Source organism: Niveispirillum cyanobacteriorum (assembly GCF_002868735.1).
Taxonomy (GTDB): domain Bacteria; phylum Pseudomonadota; class Alphaproteobacteria; order Azospirillales; family Azospirillaceae; genus Niveispirillum; species Niveispirillum cyanobacteriorum.
This window is the reverse complement of sequence record NZ_CP025611.1, coordinates 594,983-619,820: the sequence shown is the minus strand read 5'-3', so window position 1 is coordinate 619,820 and position 24,838 is coordinate 594,983. Positions and strand designations below refer to the sequence as shown.

At 62.6% G+C, this 24,838-nt stretch carries 23 protein-coding genes; 8 read left to right on the top strand and 15 right to left on the bottom strand.

Annotation, left to right across the window (positions count from 1 at the left end; genetic code table 11):
- The first annotated feature begins 10 nt into the window (after positions 1–10).
- Positions 11–1,555 carry a calcium-binding protein gene (locus C0V82_RS27730; protein ID WP_281262364.1) on the top strand — a complete coding sequence of 515 codons (1,545 nt, stop codon included), beginning with the start codon at positions 11–13 and terminating at the stop codon, positions 1,553–1,555.
- Positions 1,556–1,734: 179 nt separating this feature from the next.
- On the opposite strand, the gene C0V82_RS02680 is transcribed toward C0V82_RS27730, so the two are convergent.
- On the bottom strand, positions 1,735–2,280 hold the full coding sequence (locus C0V82_RS02680) for a hypothetical protein (RefSeq protein ID WP_102111015.1): 546 nt from the start codon (positions 2,278–2,280) through the stop codon (positions 1,735–1,737).
- Positions 2,281–2,471: 191 nt separating this feature from the next.
- Between C0V82_RS02680 and C0V82_RS02675 the strand changes: the two genes are divergently transcribed.
- On the top strand, positions 2,472–2,813 hold the full coding sequence (locus tag C0V82_RS02675) for a helix-turn-helix domain-containing protein (RefSeq protein ID WP_054169645.1): 342 nt from the start codon (positions 2,472–2,474) through the stop codon (positions 2,811–2,813).
- Between the two features lie 29 nt (positions 2,814–2,842).
- On the top strand, positions 2,843–4,141 hold the full coding sequence (locus C0V82_RS27725) for a calcium-binding protein (protein WP_281262356.1): 1,299 nt from the start codon (positions 2,843–2,845) through the stop codon (positions 4,139–4,141).
- 133 nt (positions 4,142–4,274) lie between these two features.
- Here the strand turns inward: C0V82_RS27725 and lpdA are convergent, their stop codons facing one another.
- From lpdA to tpiA, 13 genes are all read right to left on the bottom strand, one after another.
- On the bottom strand, positions 4,275–5,675 hold the full coding sequence (gene lpdA, locus C0V82_RS02665) for a dihydrolipoyl dehydrogenase (RefSeq protein ID WP_102111014.1): 1,401 nt from the start codon (positions 5,673–5,675) through the stop codon (positions 4,275–4,277).
- A 5-nt stretch (positions 5,676–5,680) separates the two neighbouring features.
- Positions 5,681–6,181: a GNAT family N-acetyltransferase gene (locus C0V82_RS02660; protein WP_102111013.1), complete on the bottom strand. Its 501-nt coding sequence runs from the start codon at positions 6,179–6,181 to the stop codon at positions 5,681–5,683.
- A 2-nt stretch (positions 6,182–6,183) separates the two neighbouring features.
- Positions 6,184–6,669 (bottom strand): hypothetical protein, encoded by a 486-nt coding sequence (locus C0V82_RS02655; protein WP_102111012.1) that lies wholly within the window; start codon positions 6,667–6,669, stop codon positions 6,184–6,186.
- A 78-nt stretch (positions 6,670–6,747) separates the two neighbouring features.
- On the bottom strand, positions 6,748–8,097 hold the full coding sequence (locus C0V82_RS02650; protein WP_102111011.1) for a pyruvate dehydrogenase complex dihydrolipoamide acetyltransferase: 1,350 nt from the start codon (positions 8,095–8,097) through the stop codon (positions 6,748–6,750).
- Positions 8,098–8,117: 20 nt separating this feature from the next.
- Positions 8,118–9,482: a pyruvate dehydrogenase complex E1 component subunit beta gene (locus C0V82_RS02645; protein ID WP_102111010.1), complete on the bottom strand. Its 1,365-nt coding sequence runs from the start codon at positions 9,480–9,482 to the stop codon at positions 8,118–8,120.
- Positions 9,483–9,508: 26 nt separating this feature from the next.
- A complete protein-coding gene (pdhA, locus tag C0V82_RS02640; protein WP_102111009.1) occupies positions 9,509–10,525 on the bottom strand; it encodes a pyruvate dehydrogenase (acetyl-transferring) E1 component subunit alpha in 1,017 nt (338 codons plus the stop codon).
- Between the two features lie 168 nt (positions 10,526–10,693).
- On the bottom strand, positions 10,694–11,065 hold the full coding sequence (locus C0V82_RS02635; protein ID WP_245924128.1) for an FtsB family cell division protein: 372 nt from the start codon (positions 11,063–11,065) through the stop codon (positions 10,694–10,696).
- Positions 11,066–11,333: 268 nt separating this feature from the next.
- On the bottom strand, positions 11,334–12,614 hold the full coding sequence (gene eno, locus C0V82_RS02630) for a phosphopyruvate hydratase (protein ID WP_102111008.1): 1,281 nt from the start codon (positions 12,612–12,614) through the stop codon (positions 11,334–11,336).
- 105 nt (positions 12,615–12,719) lie between these two features.
- On the bottom strand, positions 12,720–13,364 hold the full coding sequence (locus C0V82_RS02625) for a lysophospholipid acyltransferase family protein (RefSeq protein WP_102111007.1): 645 nt from the start codon (positions 13,362–13,364) through the stop codon (positions 12,720–12,722).
- 101 nt (positions 13,365–13,465) lie between these two features.
- Complete coding sequence (kdsA, locus tag C0V82_RS02620) at positions 13,466–14,302, bottom strand: 3-deoxy-8-phosphooctulonate synthase (RefSeq protein WP_102111006.1); 837 nt, start codon at positions 14,300–14,302, stop codon at positions 13,466–13,468.
- Positions 14,303–14,401: 99 nt separating this feature from the next.
- Positions 14,402–16,030 (bottom strand): CTP synthase, encoded by a 1,629-nt coding sequence (locus tag C0V82_RS02615; RefSeq protein WP_102111005.1) that lies wholly within the window; start codon positions 16,028–16,030, stop codon positions 14,402–14,404.
- A gap of 171 nt (positions 16,031–16,201) precedes the next feature.
- Positions 16,202–16,528: a preprotein translocase subunit SecG gene (secG, locus tag C0V82_RS02610; RefSeq protein WP_102111004.1), complete on the bottom strand. Its 327-nt coding sequence runs from the start codon at positions 16,526–16,528 to the stop codon at positions 16,202–16,204.
- A gap of 190 nt (positions 16,529–16,718) precedes the next feature.
- Positions 16,719–17,474 (bottom strand): triose-phosphate isomerase, encoded by a 756-nt coding sequence (gene tpiA, locus C0V82_RS02605; protein ID WP_102111003.1) that lies wholly within the window; start codon positions 17,472–17,474, stop codon positions 16,719–16,721.
- Positions 17,475–17,754: 280 nt separating this feature from the next.
- Here tpiA and C0V82_RS02600 point away from each other — a divergent pair, with 280 nt between their 5' ends.
- The 5 genes from C0V82_RS02600 (at position 17,755) to C0V82_RS02580 (ending at position 23,980) form a co-directional block, all read left to right on the top strand.
- Complete coding sequence (locus tag C0V82_RS02600; RefSeq protein ID WP_158659696.1) at positions 17,755–19,647, top strand: peptidylprolyl isomerase; 1,893 nt, start codon at positions 17,755–17,757, stop codon at positions 19,645–19,647.
- A gap of 5 nt (positions 19,648–19,652) precedes the next feature.
- Positions 19,653–21,164 (top strand): anthranilate synthase component I, encoded by a 1,512-nt coding sequence (gene trpE, locus C0V82_RS02595; protein WP_102111001.1) that lies wholly within the window; start codon positions 19,653–19,655, stop codon positions 21,162–21,164.
- Entirely contained in the window at positions 21,157–22,134 is a 978-nt protein-coding gene (locus C0V82_RS02590) for a formyltransferase family protein (RefSeq protein WP_158659695.1), read from the top strand. Before trpE ends, C0V82_RS02590 begins: the two co-directional genes overlap by 8 nt.
- Positions 22,135–22,312: 178 nt before the next feature.
- Positions 22,313–23,116, top strand: a complete 804-nt coding sequence (locus tag C0V82_RS02585; protein ID WP_102110999.1) for a hypothetical protein — start codon at positions 22,313–22,315, stop codon at positions 23,114–23,116.
- Positions 23,117–23,200: 84 nt separating this feature from the next.
- Positions 23,201–23,980, top strand: coding sequence for a hypothetical protein (locus tag C0V82_RS02580; RefSeq protein WP_158659694.1), 780 nt, complete (start codon positions 23,201–23,203; stop codon positions 23,978–23,980).
- A 10-nt stretch (positions 23,981–23,990) separates the two neighbouring features.
- Here C0V82_RS02580 and C0V82_RS02575 read toward each other — a convergent pair whose 3' ends face one another.
- A complete protein-coding gene (locus C0V82_RS02575; RefSeq protein ID WP_102110997.1) occupies positions 23,991–24,836 on the bottom strand; it encodes a TIGR00282 family metallophosphoesterase in 846 nt (281 codons plus the stop codon).
- Between the last annotated feature and the right edge of the window lie 2 nt (positions 24,837–24,838).

Sequence of the window (24,838 nt, the reverse complement as noted above, 5' to 3'; positions counted from 1 at the left end):
TTTGGGCGACGTGCTGCGGTTCATACGGGCCGTGACGCAAACCGGCTACTGGACCAACCAGGAGAAGGCGGAGCTTTTCCGCCTGGCAGAGGACCTGTCTGCCCATGGTGCGGGGATCGAAACGGCAACCGGCATCAGCGACACCGGCGACCCCTGGTTCATTGTGTATGAGGCGGAAACCGGCGACGTGCTGGTGCATGTCGCGCGTATTGCCGGCAAATTTGTTGTCCATGACATGTCGGGCGATCTGCTGCTGGAAGGCGATGATCTGCGCCGTCTGGTCAACCGCACGTCCGGCGTGGAAGCGGCAGAGGCAGCGAACGGCAACTACAATAATGTGGTGGTTCTGGCGGCCCTGGCCCTGGTCGTCGATTTCTTCCTGAACACGGAAAAGGCGCAGGCCACGCCGCAGGAAGAGCCGGAAATGCCGCTGGCTTTGGCGGCGGCCGCCATTGCGGTGCATACCCATATCGACCTGCCCCCGCCCGAGCCAGCAACCGCAGACAAGGCGGCAGCCGACCGGTCGCATGGACAGGGACAATGGTCCGCCCTGCCCGTGGTTGGCGAAAGCATGATCCTGACGGCCGCAGACCGGGCCGGACGCGGCACCACGGACAGCCTGTCCAGCCAACCTTCCGCCACCAGGACAGGGGGGGGGACGCATCTGGCCGCCCTACCCTTCCCGTCGCCGGATATTATACCGGTATCGCTGACCGGGACGGATGGGGACGATGTGCTGACCGGTGGGGCGGGCAACGACATACTGGTTGGAGGGGCCGGCAACGACCTGCTGGTTGGCGGTGACGGAAATGATCTGCTGGTCGGTGGCGCTGGCAACGACACATTGGTCGGCGGCAATGGCCATGACACGCTGAACGGCGGCGACGGTAACGATACGCTGGTGGTTGACAGCCAGGACGTCGCGGAAGGTGGTGCGGGCGCCGACCGCTTCATCATCACCGACAATCTGGTCAGTAACTGGGTTGCGCTGAAACAAGCCGGCCAGGCCGTGACTTTCATCAACAGCATTCAGGATTTCAAGCTGGTCGAAGGCGACAGCCTGAATTTCGCGGCAGGGCGCTGGCAGGTATCGGTTGAGATCCTGGCGCCAGGCGGCGGACAGAAGCCGGACCCCGCCCCAGGTCCCGAGATCAAGGGAGGTGACGACAAGGGCGTCATTGATCATGGTCAGGACGGCGATGGCGGCAACCGTATGGTCGATACCGGCCCCGCACATCCGACGGTTCCGACGGAGAATGGTAGCGGCACTGAAGGTGCTGGCGGTGGCGGCGACTTTGGAATCACGTCCGGCGGCGATGGCCATACCAGCTTCGTCCCCCCTGGCAACAGCCTGCTGCCCAGCGGCAATGGTGGGGATGGCGGTTTCACCGAGATAGAGCTGGATACGGACGGCGACGGTGTGATCGACATGATCCTGCGGGTGCGGGCCGCCATGTCAGATGACCGCGCGGACAATACCGGCGATCTCAACGCTGCCGACCATATGACCATCACCGGTATCGAGCCGGGTGTCGATAGCGGCTATTGGGGTTGAAGGCCCGCGCCGGCAGTCAATAATACCAACCGGTTGCGGCGGGCCGGGTTCGTCCCATTCTGACCAATGGGTCGTATATGCCCGGCCCGCCGCCCGGCCGTCATCCGTGGATCAGACGTCGTGACGGCCGGACCCTTCCCATGATGCGACCGACCATCAGGTCAGGCCGCACCATCGGATCAGATCCAGCCGGCGTTGAAGCCGTCCAGCAGGGCGCCGGTCAGCGTTGACGGATCGACCATCAGGCGACCGCCTTCGATACCGTCCACCGACACTGGCTCCGTGGCGCCCAGCGACAGTTCGAAAATCGACCCGTCCAGCAGCGTCAGGCTGACGACACCGTCCAGAACGCTGAAAGACTGGAAGCCGAAGCCGGCCAGCTGCACGAACTCTGCCGGCAGCAGCGCGTTCCAGTCCAGGGCACCGAAGTTGAACTCACCCAGGGTGATGGAACTGACGGCGCTGAAGTCGAAATCGACCGGCAGGATGTTGAAAACGCCATCGCCCGGCATCGGAAACGGCAGAATGGTGAAGACGCCATCATCCGTGGGCAGCGGATAGGGCAGGATCGTCATCTGACCATCTTCAACCGGCATGATGGTGACCACACCATCATCACCCGGCATGGGGAACGGTAGAATCTTTATCTCACCGCCGATGACCGGCAGGGAGGTGATGGTCACTTCACCGGCGGGCGGCAGACCCGCATTATCAGCAACAAACATCTCTTTTTCTCCTGAGGAATGCGAAGCACCACATCGGCGGGAAGGTCCCGCCAGTGGCCGTCGCGATGTACAGTAATCTTGAAACTTGAATTTACAGTCAAGCATTTTTGAAACTATGTTATTTGAAATTCAATCTTGCGCATACAACAGGCTTGTGCCAGCGTTGACGGCAGTGGAGCGTGGAGGCGGTGATGATCACGGAACCCGAACAGCGGACGAAAACCCGCCCGGCGGACAATCCGAAAGCCAAGCAGACCAAGGAGATGCGCAAGCAGGCCGGCAAATGGCTGTCGGCACGGCGCGAGGCGGCGGGCATCACACAGGCGCAGTTGGCCGAACAGGTTGGCTATCGCTACTACACCTTCGTCAGCCAGGTGGAGGGCGGCCATGGCCGCGTTCCGTCCGAGCATTTTCAGCAATGGGCCGACTGTATCGGCGTTCCGCGGCAGGATTTCGCCAAGATGCTGCTGCGTTTTTATGAACCCGATGTTTTCCGCCTGCTGTTTCCAAGCGATGTGACGGGCCGGGCCTAAAAGCGCGCGGTCAAGAGGGGGAGGAACCCTTGGGGGATGTACTGAGTTTCATCCGGGCCGTGGCACGCACCGGACAATGGACAAACCAGGAAAAGGCCGAGCTGTTCCGCCTGTCCGATGCATTGTCGGCGGAAAATGTGGAGATCGAGACCGCGTCCGGCATCAGCGACGCCGGGGATCCCTGGTTCGTGATCTATCACGCGGGGACAGGCGACATTCTGGTGCATGTCGCCCGGATCGCAGGCAAGTTCATTGTGCATGAAATGTCGCGCGACCTTCTGGTCGAAGGCGATGATCTGCGCCGCCTGCTGACCCGCGCCACGGGCCGTGGCGAGGATTCCTATGGTCAGGCGCAGAATGTCGTGGTGCTGGCCGCCCTGGCAATGGTCGTGGACTTCTATCTGTCCACCGAACCGGCAAGTGCCACGGAAATGGCTGACGACCCTCATGTCATCTCCCCTCCCCTGCCCGCCCTGGCATTGCTGGCCGACCCTGGCAACGATACGCAGCCTGTCAGCATCATATCCCATGACGGGAATAAGGATCGCTCACACGTGGTCCCCCTGCCACTGCTGATCAACAGCGGCACTCCAGAATCAGTTGCAAAGGAAGAGACGGCTTCTGCCATCGTGCAACCCGTGCCGCTGCCCATCCATCAGCCGGTTCAGATCATACCAGCCGAACCGGTGCGGATCGTCCAGACGGCTGATCTGACCCTTATCGGCGGTGCGGGCAATGATGTGCTGCGCGGTGGCGCCGGCCATGATCTGCTGATTGGCGGCGATGGTGATGACCTGCTGCTGGGCAGGGCCGGGAATGACACGCTGATCGGTGGGGCCGGCCGGGACACGCTGGTTGGTGGCGATGGTGACGACACCCTGATCCTGGACCGCGATGATATTGCCATCGGGGGCGCCGGTGCCGACAATTTCGTCATCACCGACGATGTTGTCGGCTCCTGGGTCAGCCTGACGAATAACGGACAGCGCATCAATCTGGCCAACCAGATCCTGGATTTCCGGGCCGTGGAGGGCGACCGTCTATTCTTTCAGACCGTGGACTGGATCGTGACGGTCATCAGCGGGGGCGAAAACATCGCCCTGCCGGAAGATGATGGCCGGATCAGCGGCACCAATGTGGAGATCGATCTGGACGGCGACGGCCAGATCGACAGCGTGCTGAACGTCCTGCCCGGCAGCAGCGTCAATGTTTCGACAGCCAGCAGCAGTGCCATCGGCCTGTTCAATCTGCCGCTTTCCAGTCTGATGGCCATCACGGCGCAGACATCGCCACCCGCTGGCGCCACCGATACCGGCTTCTGGGGTTAATCAGCCCCACCCCGTTAGCCGGGAAAGCAAAGGCCCCGTCGCCTGGCGGGGCCTTTGTGCATTTGGGACCCCGTGAATGCAAAACGGCGGGGGATCGCTCCCCCGCCGTTGCATCGATCAGCCGTGAGGCGGATCAGTAATGGATGGCCCGACCATACGCGGCCAGGACCGACTCATGCATCATTTCCGACAGGGTCGGGTGCGGGAAGACGGTGTGCATGAACTCTGCTTCCGTCAGTTCCGCCGTCTTGCCGATGGTATAGCCCTGGATCAGTTCGGTCACTTCCGCGCCGATCATGTGGGCGCCCAGCAGCTCGCCAGTCTTGGCGTCGAACACGGTTTTGACCAGGCCCTCCGGCTCACCCAGCGCGATGGCCTTGCCATTGCCGATGAAGGGGAAGCGGCCCACCTTGATCTCATAACCGGCGGCCTTGGCCTTGGCTTCGGTCAGACCGACGGAGGCGACCTGCGGGAAGGAATAGGTGCAGCCAGGGATGTTCGACTTATCCATGGTGTGAACATGCGGCAGGCCCGCAATCTTCTCCACGCAGATGATGCCTTCATGGCTGGCCTTGTGCGCCAGCCAGGGGGCACCGGCCACGTCGCCGATGGCATAAACGCCCGGCTCGTCGGTGCGGCCATAGCCGTCATTGACGATGTGACCCCGGTCCAGCTTGACCTTGGTATTTTCCAGGCCCAGCCCTTCGGTGTTGGCGACGATGCCGACGGCGGAGATGATGCGGTCAACCGTGACCGTCTCCACCTTGCCGGCGACGTCAATATGGGCCGTCACGCTGTCGGCGTGGCGGTCCAGCTTCACGACCTTGGCACCGGTCTTGATCTTGATACCCTGCTTGGTGAAGGCCTTGGCGGCAAAGGCGCTGATTTCCTCGTCTTCTACCGGCAGGATGCGGTCCACGACCTCCACCAGGGTCACGTCAACGCCCATGGCCTTGTAGAAACAGGCAAATTCCACGCCGATGGCGCCGGTGCCGATGACCAGCATGCTCTTCGGCGTGGCCGTCGGCACCATGGCTTCCTTATAGGTCCAGACCAGCTTGCCATCCGGCTCCAGGCCCGGCAGCACGCGGGCGCGGGCACCGGTGGCGATGATGATGTGCTTGGCAGCGGCGTCCGTCACCTTGCCATCCTTGGCGGTGACGGCAACCTTGCCCTGGCCCAGCAACTTGGCCGAACCATCCAGGACGGTGACCTTGTTCTTCTTCAGCAGGCCCTTCACGCCGGCAGAGAGCTGGTTCGCCACGCCGCGCGAGCGCTTGACGATGGCTTCCACATCCAGCGTCACCTTGCCCTCGACCTTGATGCCATAGGCCTGGGAATGCTCAATGTAATGCGCGATCTCGGCAGAGCGCAGCAGGGCCTTGGTCGGGATGCAGCCCCAGTTCAGGCAGATGCCGCCCAGATGCTCACGCTCCACCACGGCGGTCTTCATGCCCAACTGGGCGGCGCGGATGGCGGCCACGTAACCGCCGGGGCCGGCGCCGATGACGATGAGGTCGAAATTCTCGGCCATGATTGTCAGCTTTCCTTTGTCTGTGGTGCTTGCCCGGCCAGACGAAGCAAGGCTTCGCCAGTTACCCGTTGCACCGTCCATTCATCCATCGGCACGGCCCCGATCCCTGCGTAGAAATCGATGGCCGGCTTGTTCCAATTCAGTACCCACCATTCCAGACGGCCCAGCCCTTCGGCAACGGCCCGTTGGGCCAGATGGCGAAACACCATGCCGCCCAAACCCTGGCCCCGGAAATCCGGAGCAACGTAGACATCCTCGATCCAGATGCCGTGCCGGCCCAAGAAGGTGGAGAAATTGTAGAACCAGAGGGCGAAGCCTGCGGGGTCCCCGTCCACTTCCATGATCAAGGCTAAGGCCCGGGGATTTGGTCCGAACAACGCCTTGGCAAAATCGGCCTCAGTCGCCACTACCTGATCAGCCAGTTTCTCGTACTCGGCCAGTTCCCGGACGAAGCGGAATATGGTCGATAGGTCGGCTGGCGTTGCATCTCGGATCAAGGCCATCATGGCTACCCATTCTCCACGGACTGCTTAGCCGCCTTGTACCGCAGGACATGCAGCCCCCCATGGGTCAACAGAATGCCAACCATCAGCAGTAGGATGAAGAATAGGTAGCGATAGGGAAAACCATCTGCGCTACTCGCATTCTCGATCGTCAGGCCAAAAAGCAGGGCGAGACCGAATAGCGCACAGAAAGCCACGATTAATGATATTTTCAGCCCGTTATCACCCATAAACGCGTCCCAGACACGAAATGGGGCTGTCCAGCCGCCGCCCCGCCAAGCATCACGAACAGCGTTGATGACCACCGGCACGAGCATATCCATAATCATCCAAAGACAAAAATGGCCTACACCCACAAAGGTCACGGTCAACGGAAGAGCCAACTGGACCGTGTCAAACAACAGCATCAGGGCGATGGAGCCGAGCACAAGGAACAACAGGCACGCCAGCGGTATCTGGATATAGTGAAGGTAGTTGAGAACAGCCTTCATGTCCCTGCCACCACTGCATCCACGGTGAAACTGCCGCAGACCGACCTGAAGACGGCCTGCGGCAATGTTCTGGTGACGTTAAAGCATCAGGGTGATCGGGTCTTCGATCAGGCCCTTCAGAAGCTTCAGGAACTCCGCACCCACGGCACCATCGACCGAACGATGGTCAACGGTCAGGGTCAGGGACATGACGGTGGCGATGGCCAGCGCGTCACCCTTGACCACGGGGCGCTTCTCACCCGCACCGACCGACAGGATGCAGCTCTGCGGCGGGTTGATGATGGAGGTGAAGCTCTTGATGCCGAACATGCCCAGGTTGGACACGCTGAACGTGCCGCCCTGGAACTCCTCCGGCTTCAGCTTGCCTTCCTTGGCCTTCTTCGCGAGTTCCTTGACCTCGGCGGAGATGGTAGCCAGGCCCTTGCGGTCGGCATTCTTCACGATGGGGGTGATCAGACCGCCATCGGTGGAGACGGCGACGGAAACATCGACATTCTCATACTGAAGAATACCATCCTCGTGCCAGGACACATTGGCCGCCGGATACTTGGCCAGGGCAATGGCCACCGCCTTCACCACGAAATCGTTGACGGAGATCTTTTCTCCCGACTTCGCGTTCAGTTCGGCGCGCAGCTTCAGCAGATTGTCGATCTCGCAATCGACGGCCAGGCCAAAGTGCGGGATGGTCTGCCAGGCTTCGGTCAGGCGCTTGGCGATGGTCTTGCGCATGCCGCTATTGGGCAGGACCTTGTACTTCATGCCCAGCTTGTCAGCGAGGGCCTTGGCATCCACACCCTTGGGCGCGGCGGCGGCGGCGGCAACCGGCGCCGGAGCGGCAACCGGAGCAGCGGCGACCGGGGCAGCAGCAGTCGGTGCAGCGGCGGCCTTCGGCGCGCCACCCTTCAGGGCGGCCTCCACGTCGGCCTTCACCACACGGCCATGCGGGCCGGTGCCGGCGACGCCCGACAGGTCCAGACCGCTCTGCGCCGCCATACGGCGGGCCAGCGGGCTGGCGAACACGCGGTCACCGTGGGCCACAGCAGCGGGAGCCGCCGCAACCGGGGCCGGAGCGGCAGCAACCGCCGGAGCGGACGCAGCAGCCGGAGCGGACGCAGCGGCCGGGGCAGCGGCGGGAGCCGGAGCGGCGGCGGCCTTGGGCGCACCGGACAGGGCGGATGCATCCTCCCCATCTTCCAGGATGATGGCGATGCGGGTATTCACCGCCACGCCCTCGGTCCCTTCGGCCACCAGGATCTTGCCCAGCGTACCCTCGTCCACGGCCTCCACTTCCATGGTGGCCTTGTCGGTTTCGATCTCGGCCAGCACGTCGCCGGACTTGACCTTGTCGCCTTCCTTTTTCACCCACTTCGCCAGCTTGCCTTCCGTCATGGTCGGCGACAGCGCGGGCATCAGGATATCAACGGGCATCTTAAGAGCCTCCCTTTGCCTTATTTGCGATAGGTGACGGATTTGACGGCGGCCACGACATCGTCGGGCTGCGGCAGGGCCAGCTTTTCCAGGTTGGCCGCGTAGGGCAGCGGCACATCCTTGGCGCAGACGCGAACCACCGGCGCATCCAGATAGTCGAAGGCGTGTTCCATCATGACCGCGGCCATTTCGGAACCGATACCTGCGAAGGGCCAGCTTTCCTCGACCGAGACCAGACGGTTGGTCTTCTTCACGCTCTCGACGATGGTGTCGATATCCAGCGGACGGATGGAGCGCAGATTGATGACCTCGGCACTGATCCCCTCGGCGGCCAGCTTCTCGGCGGCGGCCAGGGCATGGCCGACGCAGATCGAGTAGGCGACAATGGTCACGTCGGTGCCGGCGCGTTCGATCTTCGCCTTGCCGATGGGCAGGATGAAGTCGGGATCGGTCGGAACCTCGAAGCTGTGACCATAGAGAATCTCATTCTCCAGGAACACGACCGGGTTCGGATCGCGGATGGCGGCACGCATCAGGCCCTTGGCGTCAGCGGCGCTGTAAGGCGCCAGAACCTTCAGGCCCGGTACGTGGGCGTACCAGGAGGCATAGCACTGGCTATGCTGGGCGGCCACGCGGGCGGCGGCACCGTTGGGGCCACGGAACACGATGGGGCAGCCCATCTGACCGCCCGACATGTATAGCGTCTTGGCAGCCGAATTGATGATGTGGTCGATGGCCTGCATCGAGAAGTTCATGGTCATGAACTCAACGATGGGCTTCAGACCACCGAAGGCCGCACCAACGGCCAGACCGGCAAAGCCATGTTCGGTGATGGGCGTATCAATGATGCGCTTCTCGCCGAATTCCTGCAAAAGGCCCTGGGAGATCTTGTAGGCGCCCTGATATTCGGCGACCTCCTCACCCATCAGCAGCACCGTTTCGTCGCGACGCATCTCGGCGGCCATACCCTCACGCAGGGCCTCGCGCACCGTCATGGTCTGCGTCGACTTGTACCAATGATCCTCATCCGACGCCGCGGGAGCCGCCTTCGGGGCCGGGGCAGCCGAAACCGGGGCGGCGGCCACGGGGGCCGGAGCCGGTGCAGCGGCGACGGGTGCGGGTGCAGCAGCCGGGGCTGCGGCCTCATCCTCACCACGGATGCTGGCGATGGGGGTGTTCACGGCGACATTCTCGGTACCCTCGGGCACCAGGATCTCGGTCAGCGTACCCTCATCGACGGCTTCCACTTCCATGGTGGCCTTGTCGGTTTCAATCTCGGCCAGCACTTCACCGCTCTTCACGGTGTCGCCTACCTTCTTCAGCCACTTGGCCAGCTTGCCTTCCGTCATGGTCGGCGACAGGGCCGGCATCAGAACCTGTACCATCTCTCAAATCCTCCGCTGCGGCCTGATCAGGCTTCGACCAGAACGTCCGTCCACAGTTCGGACGGATCGGGCTCGGGGCTGGTGGTGGCGAATTCGGCCGCGTCGGTGACGATATCCTTCACCTCGCGGTCGATCACCTTCAAGGCTTCCTCGTCGGTGATGCCCTGATCCAGCAGCAGCTTCTTCAGATTGTCGATCGGATCGCTTTCCGACCGCATCTTGTTGACCTCTTCCTTCGTCCGGTACTTGGCCGGATCGGACATGGAATGCCCGCGATAGCGGTAGGTCTTCATTTCCAGGATGACGGGGCCGTTGCCGGCGCGGATATGGGCCACAGCCTTGTCAGCCGCCGCCTTCACCTCCAGCACGTCCATGCCGTTGACCTGATAGCCCGGAATGCCGTAGGCGCTGCCGCGCTCAAACAGCTCACCGGCGGACGCGCGGGCCTGGGCGGTACCCATGGCGTACTTGTTGTTCTCGATGACGAACAGGGTCGGCAGCTTCCAAAGCGCTGCCATGTTGAACGTCTCGTACACCTGGCCCTGGTTGATGGCGCCGTCGCCCATGTAACAGGCGTTCAGGCCGCCATCGCCCAGATACTTGTGCGCAAAACCCAGACCGGCGCCGATCGGCACCTGCGCCGCGACGATGCCATGGCCGCCGTAGAAACGCTTCTCACGGCTGAACATATGCATCGAGCCGCCCTTGCCCTTGGAATAACCACCGGCACGGCCCGTCAGTTCGGCCATCACACCCCGGCTTTCCATGCCGCAGGCCAGCATATGGCCGTGATCGCGGTAGGAGGTGATGACGCTGTCGCCTTCCCGCATGGCGGCCTGGATACCAACGACGACGGCTTCCTGACCGATATAGAGGTGGCAGAAACCACCGATCAGGCCCATGCCGTACAGTTGCCCCGCCTTTTCTTCAAAACGGCGGATCAACAGCATTTCGCGGTAATAGCGGATAAGCTCGTCCTTGCTCGGCAAGGCCGGGGCCGCGGGGGCCGCTGTACGGGTGCTGCGGCGCTTGGTGACTGCCACGGGCTCCTCCCAGGGATGGGGGTTGCGGAATAGCGTGATCGCTGTGCGATGCGATAAGAGGTATCGCCACTATCCGCGGAGCGCAAGGAGTGTGCAGTGCAAAAGATTGTTTTACTTGAGAAAATCAGCGTTAACCTGATTTAGGCTAATCGCCTTATTTTCAGCAACTTACCGACCTTGGTCGGGATTGCCCTGCGTGGACTGCGTGGCAGAGCGTCGCGGAAGGAGGATTACCATATCGTCAGGGTGCGACTGGTTCAGGACGGCACGCGCCCGTTCCTCCAGAAGGTCGGGGTCCAGATTGTCGGGGCGCAGCTGGCTGGCCCGGCGCTCCATCTCTTCCCGCTCACCGCGCACCTGATCCAGGGTCGATTGTGCGCGGGCAACCTCGCTTTGCAGGTGAGTCAGCGCCACAAGGCCGCGATCACCATGCACCGTGTGATAGGCGAAGTAGGCCACGACGGACACGCCAATCATCGGCCCGACAACCTGTCGGACGGTGCGGCCAAGGGCGGAGCGGAGGGTGCGGATCGTCGTCATGACCGGATGGAATCACAGCCCGAGTCGCGCGGTCAATGACAAAGGTGGAAACGCGACGAAAAATCACGCTGAATCAGAAGGGTATGGCCGAAAGGGTTAGGGGGTCGGGGGGCAGCAGGTCAGGTCGAGCGCGCAGCGCGAGCGCTGACAGATATGGATCGAAGGCCTTTTCCGGCAGGGCGAGGCTTCGCCTCGACCTGACCTACGGCCAAACAAAAAGGGCGGCCCCGTGGGACCGCCCTTTCTCAACTCTGCGACCGATCGTTGATCAGCCGCGCTTCAGCGCGGAGCGGCCGGGATAGACGGACGCCACGCCCAGGCCTTCCTCAATGCGGATCAGCTGGTTGTACTTGGCGATCCGGTCGGAGCGCGACAGGGAGCCGGTCTTGATCTGACCGCAGTTCGTGGCGACAGCCAGGTCGGCGATGGTGCTGTCCTCGGTCTCACCCGAACGGTGCGACAGGACGGCGGTATAGCCGGCATTCTGCGCGATACGGACGGCTTCCAGCGTCTCCGTCAGAGTGCCGATCTGGTTGACCTTCACCAGGATGGAGTTGCCAACGCCCTTCTTGATGCCATCGGACAGGCGGGCCGGGTTGGTCACGAACAGGTCGTCGCCAACCAGTTGCACCTTGCCGCCAATGGTATCGGTCAGCAGCTTCCAACCTTCCCAATCATCCTCGGCCATGCCGTCCTCAATGGAGACGATCGGGTACTTCGACACCAGATCGGCCCAGTAGGCGACCATTTCGGCCGGGGTCAGGCTCTTGCCCTCGCCTTCCAGCTCATACTTGCCGTTCTTGAAGAATTCGGTCGAAGCAGCGTCCAGTGCCAGCAGCACATTCTCACCGGCCTTGTAACCGGCGTCCGAAATGGCGGCAACGATGAAGTCCAGCGCCTCAGTGGTCGAGGACAGGTTGGGGGCGAAGCCGCCCTCATCGCCCACGGCGGTGTTATGGCCGGCGGCCTTCAGCTTCTTCTTCAGGGCGTGGAAAATCTCCGCACCCACGCGGATGGCTTCGGCGCAGGTTTCCGCACCAACCGGCATCACCATGAATTCCTGGATATCGATGGGGTTATCGGCATGGGCGCCGCCATTGATGATGTTCATCATCGGCACCGGCAGAATGCGGGCATTGGCCCCACCGACATAGCGATAGAGCGGCAGGTCCAGCTCATCAGCAGACGCCTTGGCGACGGCCATAGACACGCCCAGGATGGCGTTAGCACCCAGGCGGCCCTTGTTCGGCGTGCCGTCCAGGTCGATCATGGCCTGATCGATGGCGACCTGATCGGTGCTTTCCAGCCCGACCAGCGTGTCGGCGATCTCGCCATTCACAGCCTCAACGGCCTTCAGCACACCCTTGCCCAGGTACCGGGCCTTGTCGCCATCGCGCAGTTCGACGGCTTCATGCGCACCGGTGGAGGCGCCCGACGGAACGGCGGCCCGGCCAAAGGCGCCGGATTCCAGACGAACCTCAACCTCAACAGTCGGGTTGCCGCGGCTGTCGAGGATTTCGCGCGCGTGAATGTCGATGATGGCGGACATGGGGCCTCTCTTTTCCGTGGGCTTGGATGCCGTGAACCCGAAAAGGGTAAATACGGGATGAAGGGCATAACGCCAGATGCCGCCCCTCGACAAGGGACGCTTTTGCTACCCCGCTGTGCCCGCCGGCTCCGCCGGCCGTGTCCCACCGATTGGGATGGTCATGGGAAGCTGCCGCTTCGCCCCCTGCACCCCTGCATAGAAGGCGGAAAGCAAGGCGAAATCGGCCTCCAGGCTCTCCGTCGTCTCCAACGGCTCCCCGATACGGATCGTGCGCGTCGCATAATCCAGCGCGACAGGTATGATCGGAACGCCGGCCTGTCGCGCAATTTGCCAGAAGCCTGTCTTCCATCCGGCCCCCGGTTTGGGGTTGCGCGTGCCCTCCGGTGCGACGCCGACCACCATCTTCTCCGCCGCTTCAATGGCGGCCACGCAGTCACCCACCACCCCATGCGCCGACCGGCGATCCACCGGCAGCACATCGCACCAGCGCATGATGGGACCCAACGGACCCCAGAACAGCGTGTGCTTGCCCAGGATATGGATGCGCAGGTCAGTGGCCAGGATGGTGGCCATGGCGACGAAGAAATCATAGTTGGACGTATGGGGTGCACCGATCACCACGAACTTTTCCAAGTTCGGAAAGGCGCCCGCGATACGCCAGCCCAGCAGGCGCAGGCCCATACGGCCAATGAAACGGGAAACGGGGCCGCCCCGCCGGTCATTGCGGGGGCCCAGGGACGGAACGGACATGGATTGCGTCTTCCTCACACCACCGGTGGGGTTGCGGGCCCCACCTTTCGTTATAAGCCGATGGTGGGCAAAGGCAGGCGCTTTGTCAAAGGTGCGGAAGGTCAGATGCTGACCGGGTTGGCCTTGGCGATGCGATCAAACGCCAGGAGCGTGGACAACACGCCTTCCATCTGGTCCAGCGGCACCATATTGGGGCCATCGCTGGGCGCGCAATCGGGGTTCTCATGCGTCTCCATGAAAACCGCCGCGACACCGATGGCTATGGCGGCGCGGGCCAGGACAGGCACGAATTCGCGCTGGCCGCCGCTGCTGCTACCCTGCCCGCCCGGCTGCTGCACCGAATGGGTAGCGTCATAGACGACGGGATACCCCGTCTGCGCCATGATGGGCAGGGAGCGCATGTCGCTGACCAGCGTGTTGTAGCCGAAGCTGGCCCCGCGTTCGCACAGCAGGATGTTGTGATTACCGGTGGACGCGATCTTGGCGGCGACATTCTTCATGTCCCAGGGTGCCAGGAACTGCCCCTTCTTCACATTGATCGGCTTGCCCGTCTCGCCGGCGGCCAGCAGCAGGTCCGTCTGACGGCACAGGAAAGCGGGGATCTGCAACACGTCCACCACCTCTGCCACTGGCGCGCATTGTTCAGCGGTATGAATGTCGGTCAGGACCGGGCAGCCGAACGTATCACGGATATCGGCCAGGATGGGCAGCGACTGGTCCATGCCCAGACCGCGCTGCGCGCTGACTGAGGTGCGGTTGGCCTTGTCGAAGCTGGTCTTGTAGATCAGGCCGATGCCCAGCTTCTTCGTCAACTCCGACAGCGCACCCGCCATGGCAAAGGCATGGTCACGGCTTTCAAGCTGACACGGGCCGGCGATCAGGGTGAAGGGCCGGTCATTGGCAATCGACAGCGGGCCGACGGTTACGATGCGGGTCATGGCATGCTCCTTTACACCGCCATATGGGCAGGCGGGGGCCGAAAATAAAGAAGGCCGGGGAAGGTTCGCACCCGCCCCGGCCTTTCACGTCCTATCTGATCAAACCAACCGGCTCTGCGCGATGGCAGCACCAATGAAGCTGGTGAACAGCGGGTGCGGGTCAAACGGCTTGGACTTCAGTTCCGGATGGAACTGCACGCCCACGAACCAGGGGTGGTCCGGCAGCTCAACAATTTCCGGCAGGATGCCGTCGGGCGACAGGCCGGAGAATTTCAGGCCCACCTTTTCCAGCGCTTCCTTGAAGTTGATATTCACTTCATAGCGATGGCGGTGACGCTCGACGATCTCGTCGCTGCCATAGATGTCGCAGACGCGCGTGCCGGGCAGCAGGTGGCAGTTATAGGAGCCAAGGCGCATGGTGCCGCCCAGATCGCCGCCTTCCTGACGCTGCACCAGCTGATTGCCCTGCACCCATTCCGTCATCAGACCGACGACGGCGGGATCGGGACGACCGAATTCCGTGGAGCCGGCATATTTCAGCCCGGCCAGGTGACGCGCGCTTTCGATCACCGCCATCTGCATGCCGAAGCAGATGCCGAAATAGGGGATCTTGTGTTCGCGCGCGAACTGCACCGCGCGGATCTTGCCTTCGGTCCCGCGCTCGCCAAAGCCGCCGGGCACCAGAATGCCATGCACATGCTCAAGCTGTTCCAGTGCCTCGCCGCTTTCGAATATCTCGGCGTCGATCCAGTCCAACTTGACCTTGACGTTGTTGGCGATGCCGCCATGGGTCAGCGCCTCGCCCAACGACTTATAGGCGTCCAGCAGGCTGGTATACTTACCGACCACGGCGATGGTGACAGTGCCTTCCGGGTTGCGCACGCGGCGTACGATCTCTTCCCAGCGGGACAGGTCGGGCGCGCCGTCGGCGGCCATCCCGAAATATTTCAGCACTTCGGTGTCGAAGCCCTGCTCGTGATAGGAAATCGGCACCTGATAGATGGTGTCGACATCCAGGGCGGCGATCACGCATTCCTTCTTGATGTTGCAGAACTGCGCGATCTTCCGGCGCTCATTCTCCGGAATGTCGCGATCGGCGCGGCACAGCAGCATCTGCGGCTGGATACCAACCGACAGCAGCTCCTTCACCGAATGCTGGGTCGGCTTCGTCTTCAGCTCACCGGCGGCGGGGATGTAGGGCACCAGGGTGACGTGGCAGAACAGCACGTTCTCCGACCCGCGATCATTGCCGAACTGGCGGATCGCCTCCAGGAAGGGCAGCGATTCGATGTCGCCGACGGTGCCGCCGACCTCGCACAGCACGAAATCCTCACCATCCAGATCGGCGGCGATGAAGTCCTTGATAGCATCGGTGATATGCGGGATGACCTGGACCGTGGCGCCCAGATAGTCGCCCCGGCGTTCCTTGGCCAGCACATTGGAATAGATGCGGCCCGTCGTGATGTTGTCCGACTTCGTGGCATGCACGCCAGTGAAGCGCTCGTAATGCCCGAGATCGAGGTCAGTTTCGGCACCGTCATCGGTGACGAACACCTCACCATGCTGGTACGGGCTCATCGTGCCGGGATCGACATTCAGATAGGGGTCCAGCTTGCGCAGGCGGACCTTGTAGCCGCGTGCCTGCAACAGCGCGCCAAGGGCGGCAGAAGCCAGACCCTTGCCCAGCGACGAAACCACACCACCGGTGATGAAGATGAAGCGCGTCATGGAACCCTAACCTTCGCCAAGCATGCCAACAGGTTGGGTCCTTCCGGCCCAATCCTTGTCGAGATTTCACATCGGGGCACGGATGCCCATTCCACCATATTCACGCCCTAACGGAAAGAGGCGGCATGTCTGCCGCCTCTCGCCATAATACGGGCCTGTCGCCGAAGGGCCTTACTGGCCGACGGGGACCGTCGGCTTGGCCGGCTCGGCGGGCGCCGCCGGAGCCTCGGTGCCGGGGGCCGGCACCTTGTCGAAAATGCTCTTCTGGCTGCCGCCCGTGCCGGCCAGGATGGCCAGAATCAGGCTGGTGCAGAAGAAAAGGGCCGCCAGGATGGCGGTGGTCCGGGTCAGCAGGTTGGCGCTGCCGCGAGCGGTCATGAAACCACCCATGGTGCCGCCACCGACACCCAGGCCGCCGCCTTCCGACTTCTGCACCAGAACCACGCCGATCAACGCCAGCGTGATCAGCAGATGCACGACCAGGACTACCTCTTGCATCCCAACAATCCCTGCAACCAATTGGAACGGACCGTGGGAGCCCACGATCCTTGACCAGTAGCAAATGGCGCATCACGCGCCCAAACGCAAGGCCACCCGCTTCCCGTTTCAGGGGGAAGCGGGAAGCACCCGCGTCATGTAACCGTCACGCTTATTAACCGGTCCCACGACAACGCGCCATAGCGAAGTCTCAAGGGCAGGCTTGCGCGATGGCCCAGAAATCATCAGCCTTCAGGCTGGCACCCCCGACCAAGGCGCCATCAACATCGGCAAGCCCAAGGATTTCAGCGGCATTGGACGGCTTGACGGAGCCGCCATAAAGGATACGGACTGCATCCGGATCGGCGACCAGACCCGACAGCTTTTCGCGGATCATGCCGTGCATGGCTGCAATGTCGGTCAGGGTCGGGGTGCGACCGGTACCGATGGCCCAGACGGGTTCATAGGCGATAACGCTGTTGGATGCGGTCGCACCATCGGGAATCGAGCCTGTCAGCTGTTCGGCAACCACAGACTCCGCGTGACCCGCGTCACGTTGCGCCTCTGTCTCGCCCACACAGATGATAGCGGTCAGGCCTGCGCGCAGGGCGGCGGTGGCCTTCCCCTTGATGGTGGCGCTGCTCTCACCATGGTTGGTGCGGCGTTCTGAATGGCCGACAATGACAAAGCTGGCTCCAGCATCAGCCAGCATTTCAGCGGCAATGTCGCCGGTATGGGCGCCTTGAACCTGGGCATGGCAATCCTGCCCGCCAACGGCAACGGCGCTGCGGGCCACAGATTGGGCTACAGGACTGATGATAGTAGCGGGCGGACAGACCAGAAGGTCGAATCGCGGATCGGCGGTGAGCCCGACGCGGGCGGCCAGATCGGCGGCCAGCGCAGCACCATCGCTTCGCCGGCAATGCATCTTCCAATTGCCGGCAATCAGATAACGGCGAGCGGTCATTTCATCCTCTACTCTTCTTTTCACGGGCCATGTCTGCCGGGTTGCCCCCGGTCCGCCAGCCTTATGTGTAAGGAAACATTATGCGGGCCGGCCCCCGCTGTCCAAAAGGTCAGCGTTGTCATGGGCCGATGCACAAGACATGGCCCCTGCCCGCCCCCCGGACTTGCCCCCAGGGTGCGGCTTCCCTATGATGCCGCGCTTTCCGGGTTGTGGCCCGGCGGTGCCGTTCGCATTCCGGCGGGCGGCGCTGCACCAATTCGATGGAACCGCAAGCGTCCCCATGCTCCAGATCATCCGCAGCACCGCCGGCTCCTGGGTCGTCAAGATCCTGTTCGTGGCCCTGATCATCAGCTTCGCTGTCTGGGGCATCGGTGATGTCACCAAGGGGGTACAGACCGGCGTCGCCAAGGTCGGCGACCGTTCAATCACACCCGTGGAACTGGACCAGGCCTACCGGGCTGAATTCAACCGCATGAAGCAGATGGTGGGCCCGGAATTTACCGAGGAGCAGGCCCGTCAGTTCGGCCTGCGCGACCGCGCGCTGGAACAGCTGATTCAGAAGGAACTGCTGGCGTTGGCGTCAGAGGATCTGGGTCTGCGCATTGCGGATGACACCGTGCGCGCCGAGGTGCTGAAAGTTCCCGCCTTCAAGGACAGTTTCGGCAATTTCGACGCCAACCTGATGCGCGCCCTGTTACAGCAGAACGGGTTGACCGAGGCCGGCTTTGTTGAGGATGTGCGCTCCGACATGGCCCGCAGCGATCTGATCGGTGCCGTCACCGCCGGCGCTTCCGCGTCCAAGACGCTGGCCGAGGCGCTGTTCCGGTACCGTTTCGAAGGCCGTACGTTCGAGGCTGTGACCATCCCGTTCAACGCCATGCCCGCCGCCCCGTCGCCCGATCAGGCGACGCTGGAGGCGTTCCACAAGGATAAGGCCGTCCGTTACACCGCCCCCGAATACCGCACCTTGAACGTGGCCCTGCTGGAAACGGCAGCCCTGACCAAGGATGTCGAGGTCACGGACGAGGCGCTGCGCGAATATTACGACGCCCATGCCGGTGACTATATCACGCCTGAAAAGCGCTCCATCGCGCAGGCCGTGTTCCCCAGCAAGGAAGCCGCCGACAAAGCCCTAGCAGACGTGAATGGCGGCAAGAAGATTGAGGATGTCGCCAAGGAAGCCGGCGTCGAGGCGGTGACCCTGGATGATGTCCAGAAGGATGGCCTGCCCGCCGAACTGTCCGAGCCCGCCTTCGCCGCCGCCCAGGGCACGTCCGGCGGGCCCGTGGAAAGCGCCTTCGGCTTCCACATCTTCACCGTCACCAAGGTTCAGGCCGGTGGCGAGCGCAAGCTGGAAGAGGTGAAGGACGAGGTTGCGCAGAAGGTCCGCCAGGACAAGGCCCTGGAGAAGCTGTTCGAGCTGTCGACCAAGCTGGAGGACGAGCTGGCGGGCGGCACGCCCTTGGCCGAGGCCGCCCAGACCGTGGGTGCACGCATCGTGAAGCTGGAAAAGGTCGACAGCCGTGGCGCCAATGCCGCCGGCGTCGCCCAGGGTGCCGACCTGCCCGCCATCGACAAGATCATCGCCTCGGGCTTTACCGTTGCGTCCGGTCAGACCGGAAGCGTGGAAGAGGCCGGGTCTGATGCCTTCTTCGCGGTGCAGGCCGAAGCCGTGTTCCCCGCAGCCTTGAAGCCGCTGGACGAGGTGAAATCACTAGTTCTGGGCGATTGGCAGGCGGAGCAGAAGCAGGTCGCCGCACGCAAGAAGGCCGAGGACGTCGCAGCCAAGCTGAAGGCCGGCACGCCGGCCAAGGAAGCAGCATCCGGCATCCCCAGCGCCCTGGTGCAGAATGTCGATCCGCTGATGCGCGCCGGTGCCCCCAGCGCGATCGTACCCGCCGCAGCCCAGCAGACGCTGTTCGGTGGTGCTGTCGGCGATGTCGCAACCGGTGAAAAGCCGACGGGCGTGGTGGTGGTCAAGCTGACCGGCATCATCGCCGCCGACCCGGCCAACCCGATGGCAGCCGCCCAGGTGACTCAGTTGGCCAATGCTACGGGCCAGGCCATGCAGGATGAACTGGTTCTCCAGTACCTGGCGGCCCTGCGCGCCCATTATGGCGTGACCATCAACCAGACCCTGATCAACCAGCTTTACCGCACCACGCAGGAGTAAGTCCCGTGCGCACCCTTCCGGACGACAGCACCTTCATCCGCACCTATGATAGCGGAGCGGCGCAGGTGCTCTGGACCCGGCTGGTCAGCGATCTGGACACGCCCGTTTCCGCCATGCTGAAGCTGGTGCGCGGGCGTCCCAACGCTTTCCTGTTGGAATCGGTCACTGGCGGGTCGGTGCGCGGGCGTTATTCCATCATCGGCTTGAAGCCCGACCTGATCTGGCGCTGCCGGGGCACGAAGGCGGAGATCAACCGCAACGCGGCGGTTGATCCCGACAGCTTCATCCCTTGCGCCGAGGACCCGTTGAAGGCCCTGACCGCGCTGCTGGACGAAAGCCGTATCGACCTGCCAGCGGAGCTGCCGCCCATGTCGGCGGGTCTGTTCGGTTATCTCGGCTATGACATGGTCCGGTTGATGGAAAAGCTGCCCGACAGCAACCCCAATAACCTGGACATCGAAGACAGCATCATGATCCGCCCCACGGTCATGGCAGTTTTCGATGGGATCGAGAATGTCGTGACGGTCATCACGCCCGTTCGCCCACAGGCCGGTGTGCCGGCGGAACAGGCGCTGGGCGCGGCCAAAGCCCGGTTGGCGGAATCGGTGGCCGATCTGCAAGGACCGGTGCCCGCCGCCTATGAAACGACCCTGGACCTCACGGCCCTTCCGGCACCGGAGTCGAACACGGCGCGGCAGGAATATTATGGGATCGTGGAGAAGGCGAAGGAATATATCCGCGCCGGCGACATATTCCAGGTGGTGCCCAGCCAGCGTTTCTCCGTGCCCTTCACCCTGCCGCCCTTCGCGCTGTACCGCGCGCTGCGCCGCCTGAACCCCTCACCCTTCCTGTTTTTCCTCGATTTCGGCGGTTTGTCGGTTGTCGGGTCCAGCCCGGAAATTCTGGTGCGCCTGCGAGACGACACCGTCACCATCCGCCCCATCGCCGGCACGCGCCGCCGTGGCAAGGATGCGGCGGAGGACAAGGAACTGGCTGCCGACCTGCTGTCCGATCCCAAGGAACTGGCAGAGCATCTGATGCTGCTGGATCTGGGCCGCAATGATGTGGGCCGGGTATCGCGCACGGGGACCGTTACGGTAACGGAAAAGTTCACCATCGAGTATTACTCCCACGTCATGCATATCGTTTCGAACGTGGAAGGAAAACTGAACCCCAAGTTCACGCCGATTGAGGCGCTGGTCGCCGGCTTCCCCGCCGGCACCGTATCGGGTGCGCCCAAGGTGCGAGCCATGGAGATCATTGACGAGTTGGAGAAGACCCGGCGCGGCATTTATGGTGGCTGCATCGGCTATTTCGCGGCCAATGGCACCATGGATACCTGCATCGCCCTACGCACTGCTGTCCTAAAGGACGGTGTCATGCATGTGCAGGCCGGCGGCGGTGTGGTCGCCGACAGCGATCCGGAAGCCGAGTATCAGGAGACGGTGAACAAGGCCAAGGCCCTGTTCAAGGCGGCTGAAGAAGCCGTTCGCTTTGCGCAGGAAAGCCGTGGCTGACGATCGGAGCCTTGCCGCCGTCGTGCCGGATCATCTGATCCTGGCCACCGCGGCGGCACTGGCTCCATCGCTGGCCCCGTTGCTGCCAGACGCCACCATTGTCACCAGCCTTCAGCAACTGCAAACAGAGCTGGTCCGGCACGATGGCTTTGCCATCCGGTTGGCGAGCGTCGGTTTCGCCAAACGGATACCGGCATCGCTGCTGGCCGCATGCCACGCGGGGGCCGTGAATTTCCATGCAGCCCCACCCGACTATCCCGGTTCGGCGGCAAACCATCTGGCACTGTATGAGGGGGCGGCACTTTTCGGCGTTACCGCTCATGTGATGGTGCCGGCCTTGGATGCCGGCCCCATATTGGCTTTTGACGCATTTCCAATCCCCGCCGGCATCGGCCATCGCAGCCTGGATGAGTTGACATGGCCAGCCTTGCTGCGGCTGGTGCAGCGCCTTGGCCCCTGCCTGCGGGGTACGGCACCCTGGCCGCCGGCACCGGCCCTTTCCTGGCGCGGGACGGCCCGAACCCGGGCTAGCGTGCTAGCCTTGGCCCGGGTCACAGCGGCAATGGACGCAGAGGAACGACAGCGCCGCTGGCGCGCCTTTCATGAAGGGCCGGACAGTATCCTGACCTTCGAACAAGATGATGGCGACGTCATCTACAAGCCCGGCGGGCGCATCCGCGGATGGGTTGATGGTATCGTCAATGATGCCATCCATGGCTGGGCCTATGACCCCGGCCGGGGGCCCGTCATCCTCCGGGTGGAAGTGGATGGTCAGCCCCTGAGTGATCTGCTGGCTAATAGCTTTCGCGGCGACGTCGCCGCCGCAGGTCACGGCGATGGGCATTGCGGCTTCAGCATCCCCCTGGCGGCCTTTCCCAAAGATGCCACCCTTATCGAGTTCCTGCTGCCCTCCGATGAATGGTGCCGGCTACCGGGTGGCCCGGCGATGCTTATTCCACCAGGCGCTTGAAGCCAGCCATCATCTGATAATGGCGAAATGGTCCGGCGGGATGACATTGGTGCCAAGTTCCGGGTTGAGCGTTGCATCCACGAATATTCCAAATCCGCAGTCGAAACTGTAAACTTACAGAATCAGTCCCAGTTTCTCTTTTCATAGGCGGCGTTTCGTGCTTTCGCGGATGAGCAGGATGCTGGCTTTGGCCCTTGCCATCGCCTGCTGGGTCGGGTCCGCCACCGCGGAACCGACGATCCTGCGCATGGCCGAAAGCCGCGAAGGCAGCCACCTGTTCTTCCATGATGTGCTGAAGGCCGCGTTCCAGGCCGAGAATTACCCAATCGAATTGCAAGGCATCGCCGGACCGGGCAAGGAACGGTACAAGATGATGCTGCGCAACGGTGATCTGGACGTCATGTGGATGGTGCGGGGGGCGGAGCGGGACCGGCAATATATACCCGTCGATTTCCCCCTGACCGGCGGCCTGATCGGGCAGCGCGTCCTGCTGATCAGACCAGGAGACCAGAAAGCCTTTGATCACATCCGCAGGCTGGAAGATTTCGCACGATTGGGCCTGGTCGCGGGGATGGGCAAGGATTGGCTGGATGTCGATATCTGGCGCCAGAATAGCCTTCCTGTATCCGGTGATGTCACGGATTGGCGACTTCTGTTCAAGATGCTGGCGGCGGGCAACCGCGCCATTGATTATATGCCGCGCGGCGTATCGGAAGTGATGGCCGATGCCCAGGCCCATCCCGAACTGGTGATCGAAAAGAGATTGCTGCTGCGTTACCGGCGCGACAGCATCTTTTATCTGGCACCGTCAGTTGGCCATCTGGCACCGGTGCTGCTGCGCGGTCTGCATAAGGTCCGCGACAATGGGACCTATAATAAGCTGGTGCAAAAACATTACGGGCACCTGAAGGCCGAACTTGCGTTGGACCGGCGTCTCATCCTTGATCTGATTGATCAGGATGATCGCACGCCAATCCGGTGAATGAAGAAAATGGCATTGACGATCCTGCCTTCCCGTTCGCGATCCGGAACCAGGACCTTTTGGTCGGGGCTGGCCCTTTCTGCCGTGGCGATGCTTTTCGCGATCCTGACTGCACAGGCTACACCGACACGCATCACCGCCCCCCAGAGCCTGAACGGCACCCATATATACTTCCATGAGGTGCTGGCCCGTGCATTCGCGGCGGTCGGTCACGCGGTGGAAATCGAGGGCATCGCCGATCCTGCGCGCCCGCGCATGAAGAAAATGCTGAAAAGCGGGGAACTGACCATCATGTGGCTGATTGAAAGCCCGCAGAATGATCAGGATTTCGTTGCAGTCGATTTCCCCCTGGTGGATGGTCTGGCGTCACGGCGTATCCTGTTGATCCGGCCACAGGATCAGGCCCGGTTTGATGGGATCAAGAGCGTGGAAGACCTGCGCCGCTCCGGCCTGGTTGCCGGCATGGGGCCGGATTGGGTGGACCTTGCGCTTTGGCATGCCAACAGCCTGCCCACCATTACACCCGTGTCGGACCCTCGTCGTCTTTATGACATGCTGCGGGTCGGGAACCGGGGCGTGGACTATATCCCGCGATCAGCCATGGGCATCCTGGCCGATGCTTCTGTATATCCCGGCCTTGTACCTGAACAGCGCCTGCTGCTGCGGTACGAACGTGAGGGCCGATTCTACCTCTCGCCCCAGGCGGCCGATATGCGGCCCGCCCTGGAGAAGGGGTTACGGATTTTACGCGACAACGGAACATTGACGCGACTTAAGGAGAATCATTTCGGCTCCATCAGCCGCACGTTGCAACTGGACCGGCGCCTTGTCCTCTCCCTGCGGGATGATGAAAAACTGAATTGATGGTGCTTTATCAAACCGCCGCCGGCAGACTCTGGCCCAGCCGACCGCCAATCCGCACGGGTTCGGCCCGCCTAGCAAGGCCGGTACGGTCGTCGGTCTCCACGAACACGCCACAGACGCTGACAGTCGCGTCGTTTTCACCCGGCGAATAGCGTTCGCCCGGCGTCTTGCGCAGCATCTTATGGATGGCCGCGTCCTTCTTCATGCCGATGACCGTGTCATAGTCACCGCACATGCCGGCGTCGGTCTGATAGGCGGTGCCGCCATTCAAGATCTGTAGATCGGCGGTGGGGACATGGCAATGGGTCCCGACGACAAGACTGACGCGGCCATCCAGGACATGGCCCATGATCATCTTTTCGCTGCTGGCCTCGGCATGCATGTCCATGATGATGGCATCCACGCCCGCCGGCCCCATGCGGGCCCCGCCAAGGCGGTGGATGTTCAGCACCTTCTCCACGGGCGGGAACGGATCGTCCAGCGGGTCCATGAACACCCTGCCCATGGCATTGATCACCATGACCTTATGCCGCCCGTTCTTGGCCGGCAGGATGGTGAAGCCGCGACCCGGCGTACCGTCCGGGTAGTTGATAGGGCGCACCAGTTGCGGCAGGCGGCCAATCTGGCCCAGTAGTTCTTTCTGATCCCAGGCATGGTTGCCAAGGGTCACGCAATCCACCCCGGCATCGAACAGTTCCTGCGCGATCTTTTCGGTGATGCCGAAGCCGCCAGCAGCGTTTTCCCCGTTCACCACGATAAAGTCGGGCTTCAGCCTGGCCTTCAGGTCTGGCAGATGGCGCAACACGCCCTCCCGCCCGCTGCGCCCCACAATATCGCCCAGGAAAAGCAACCGCATCT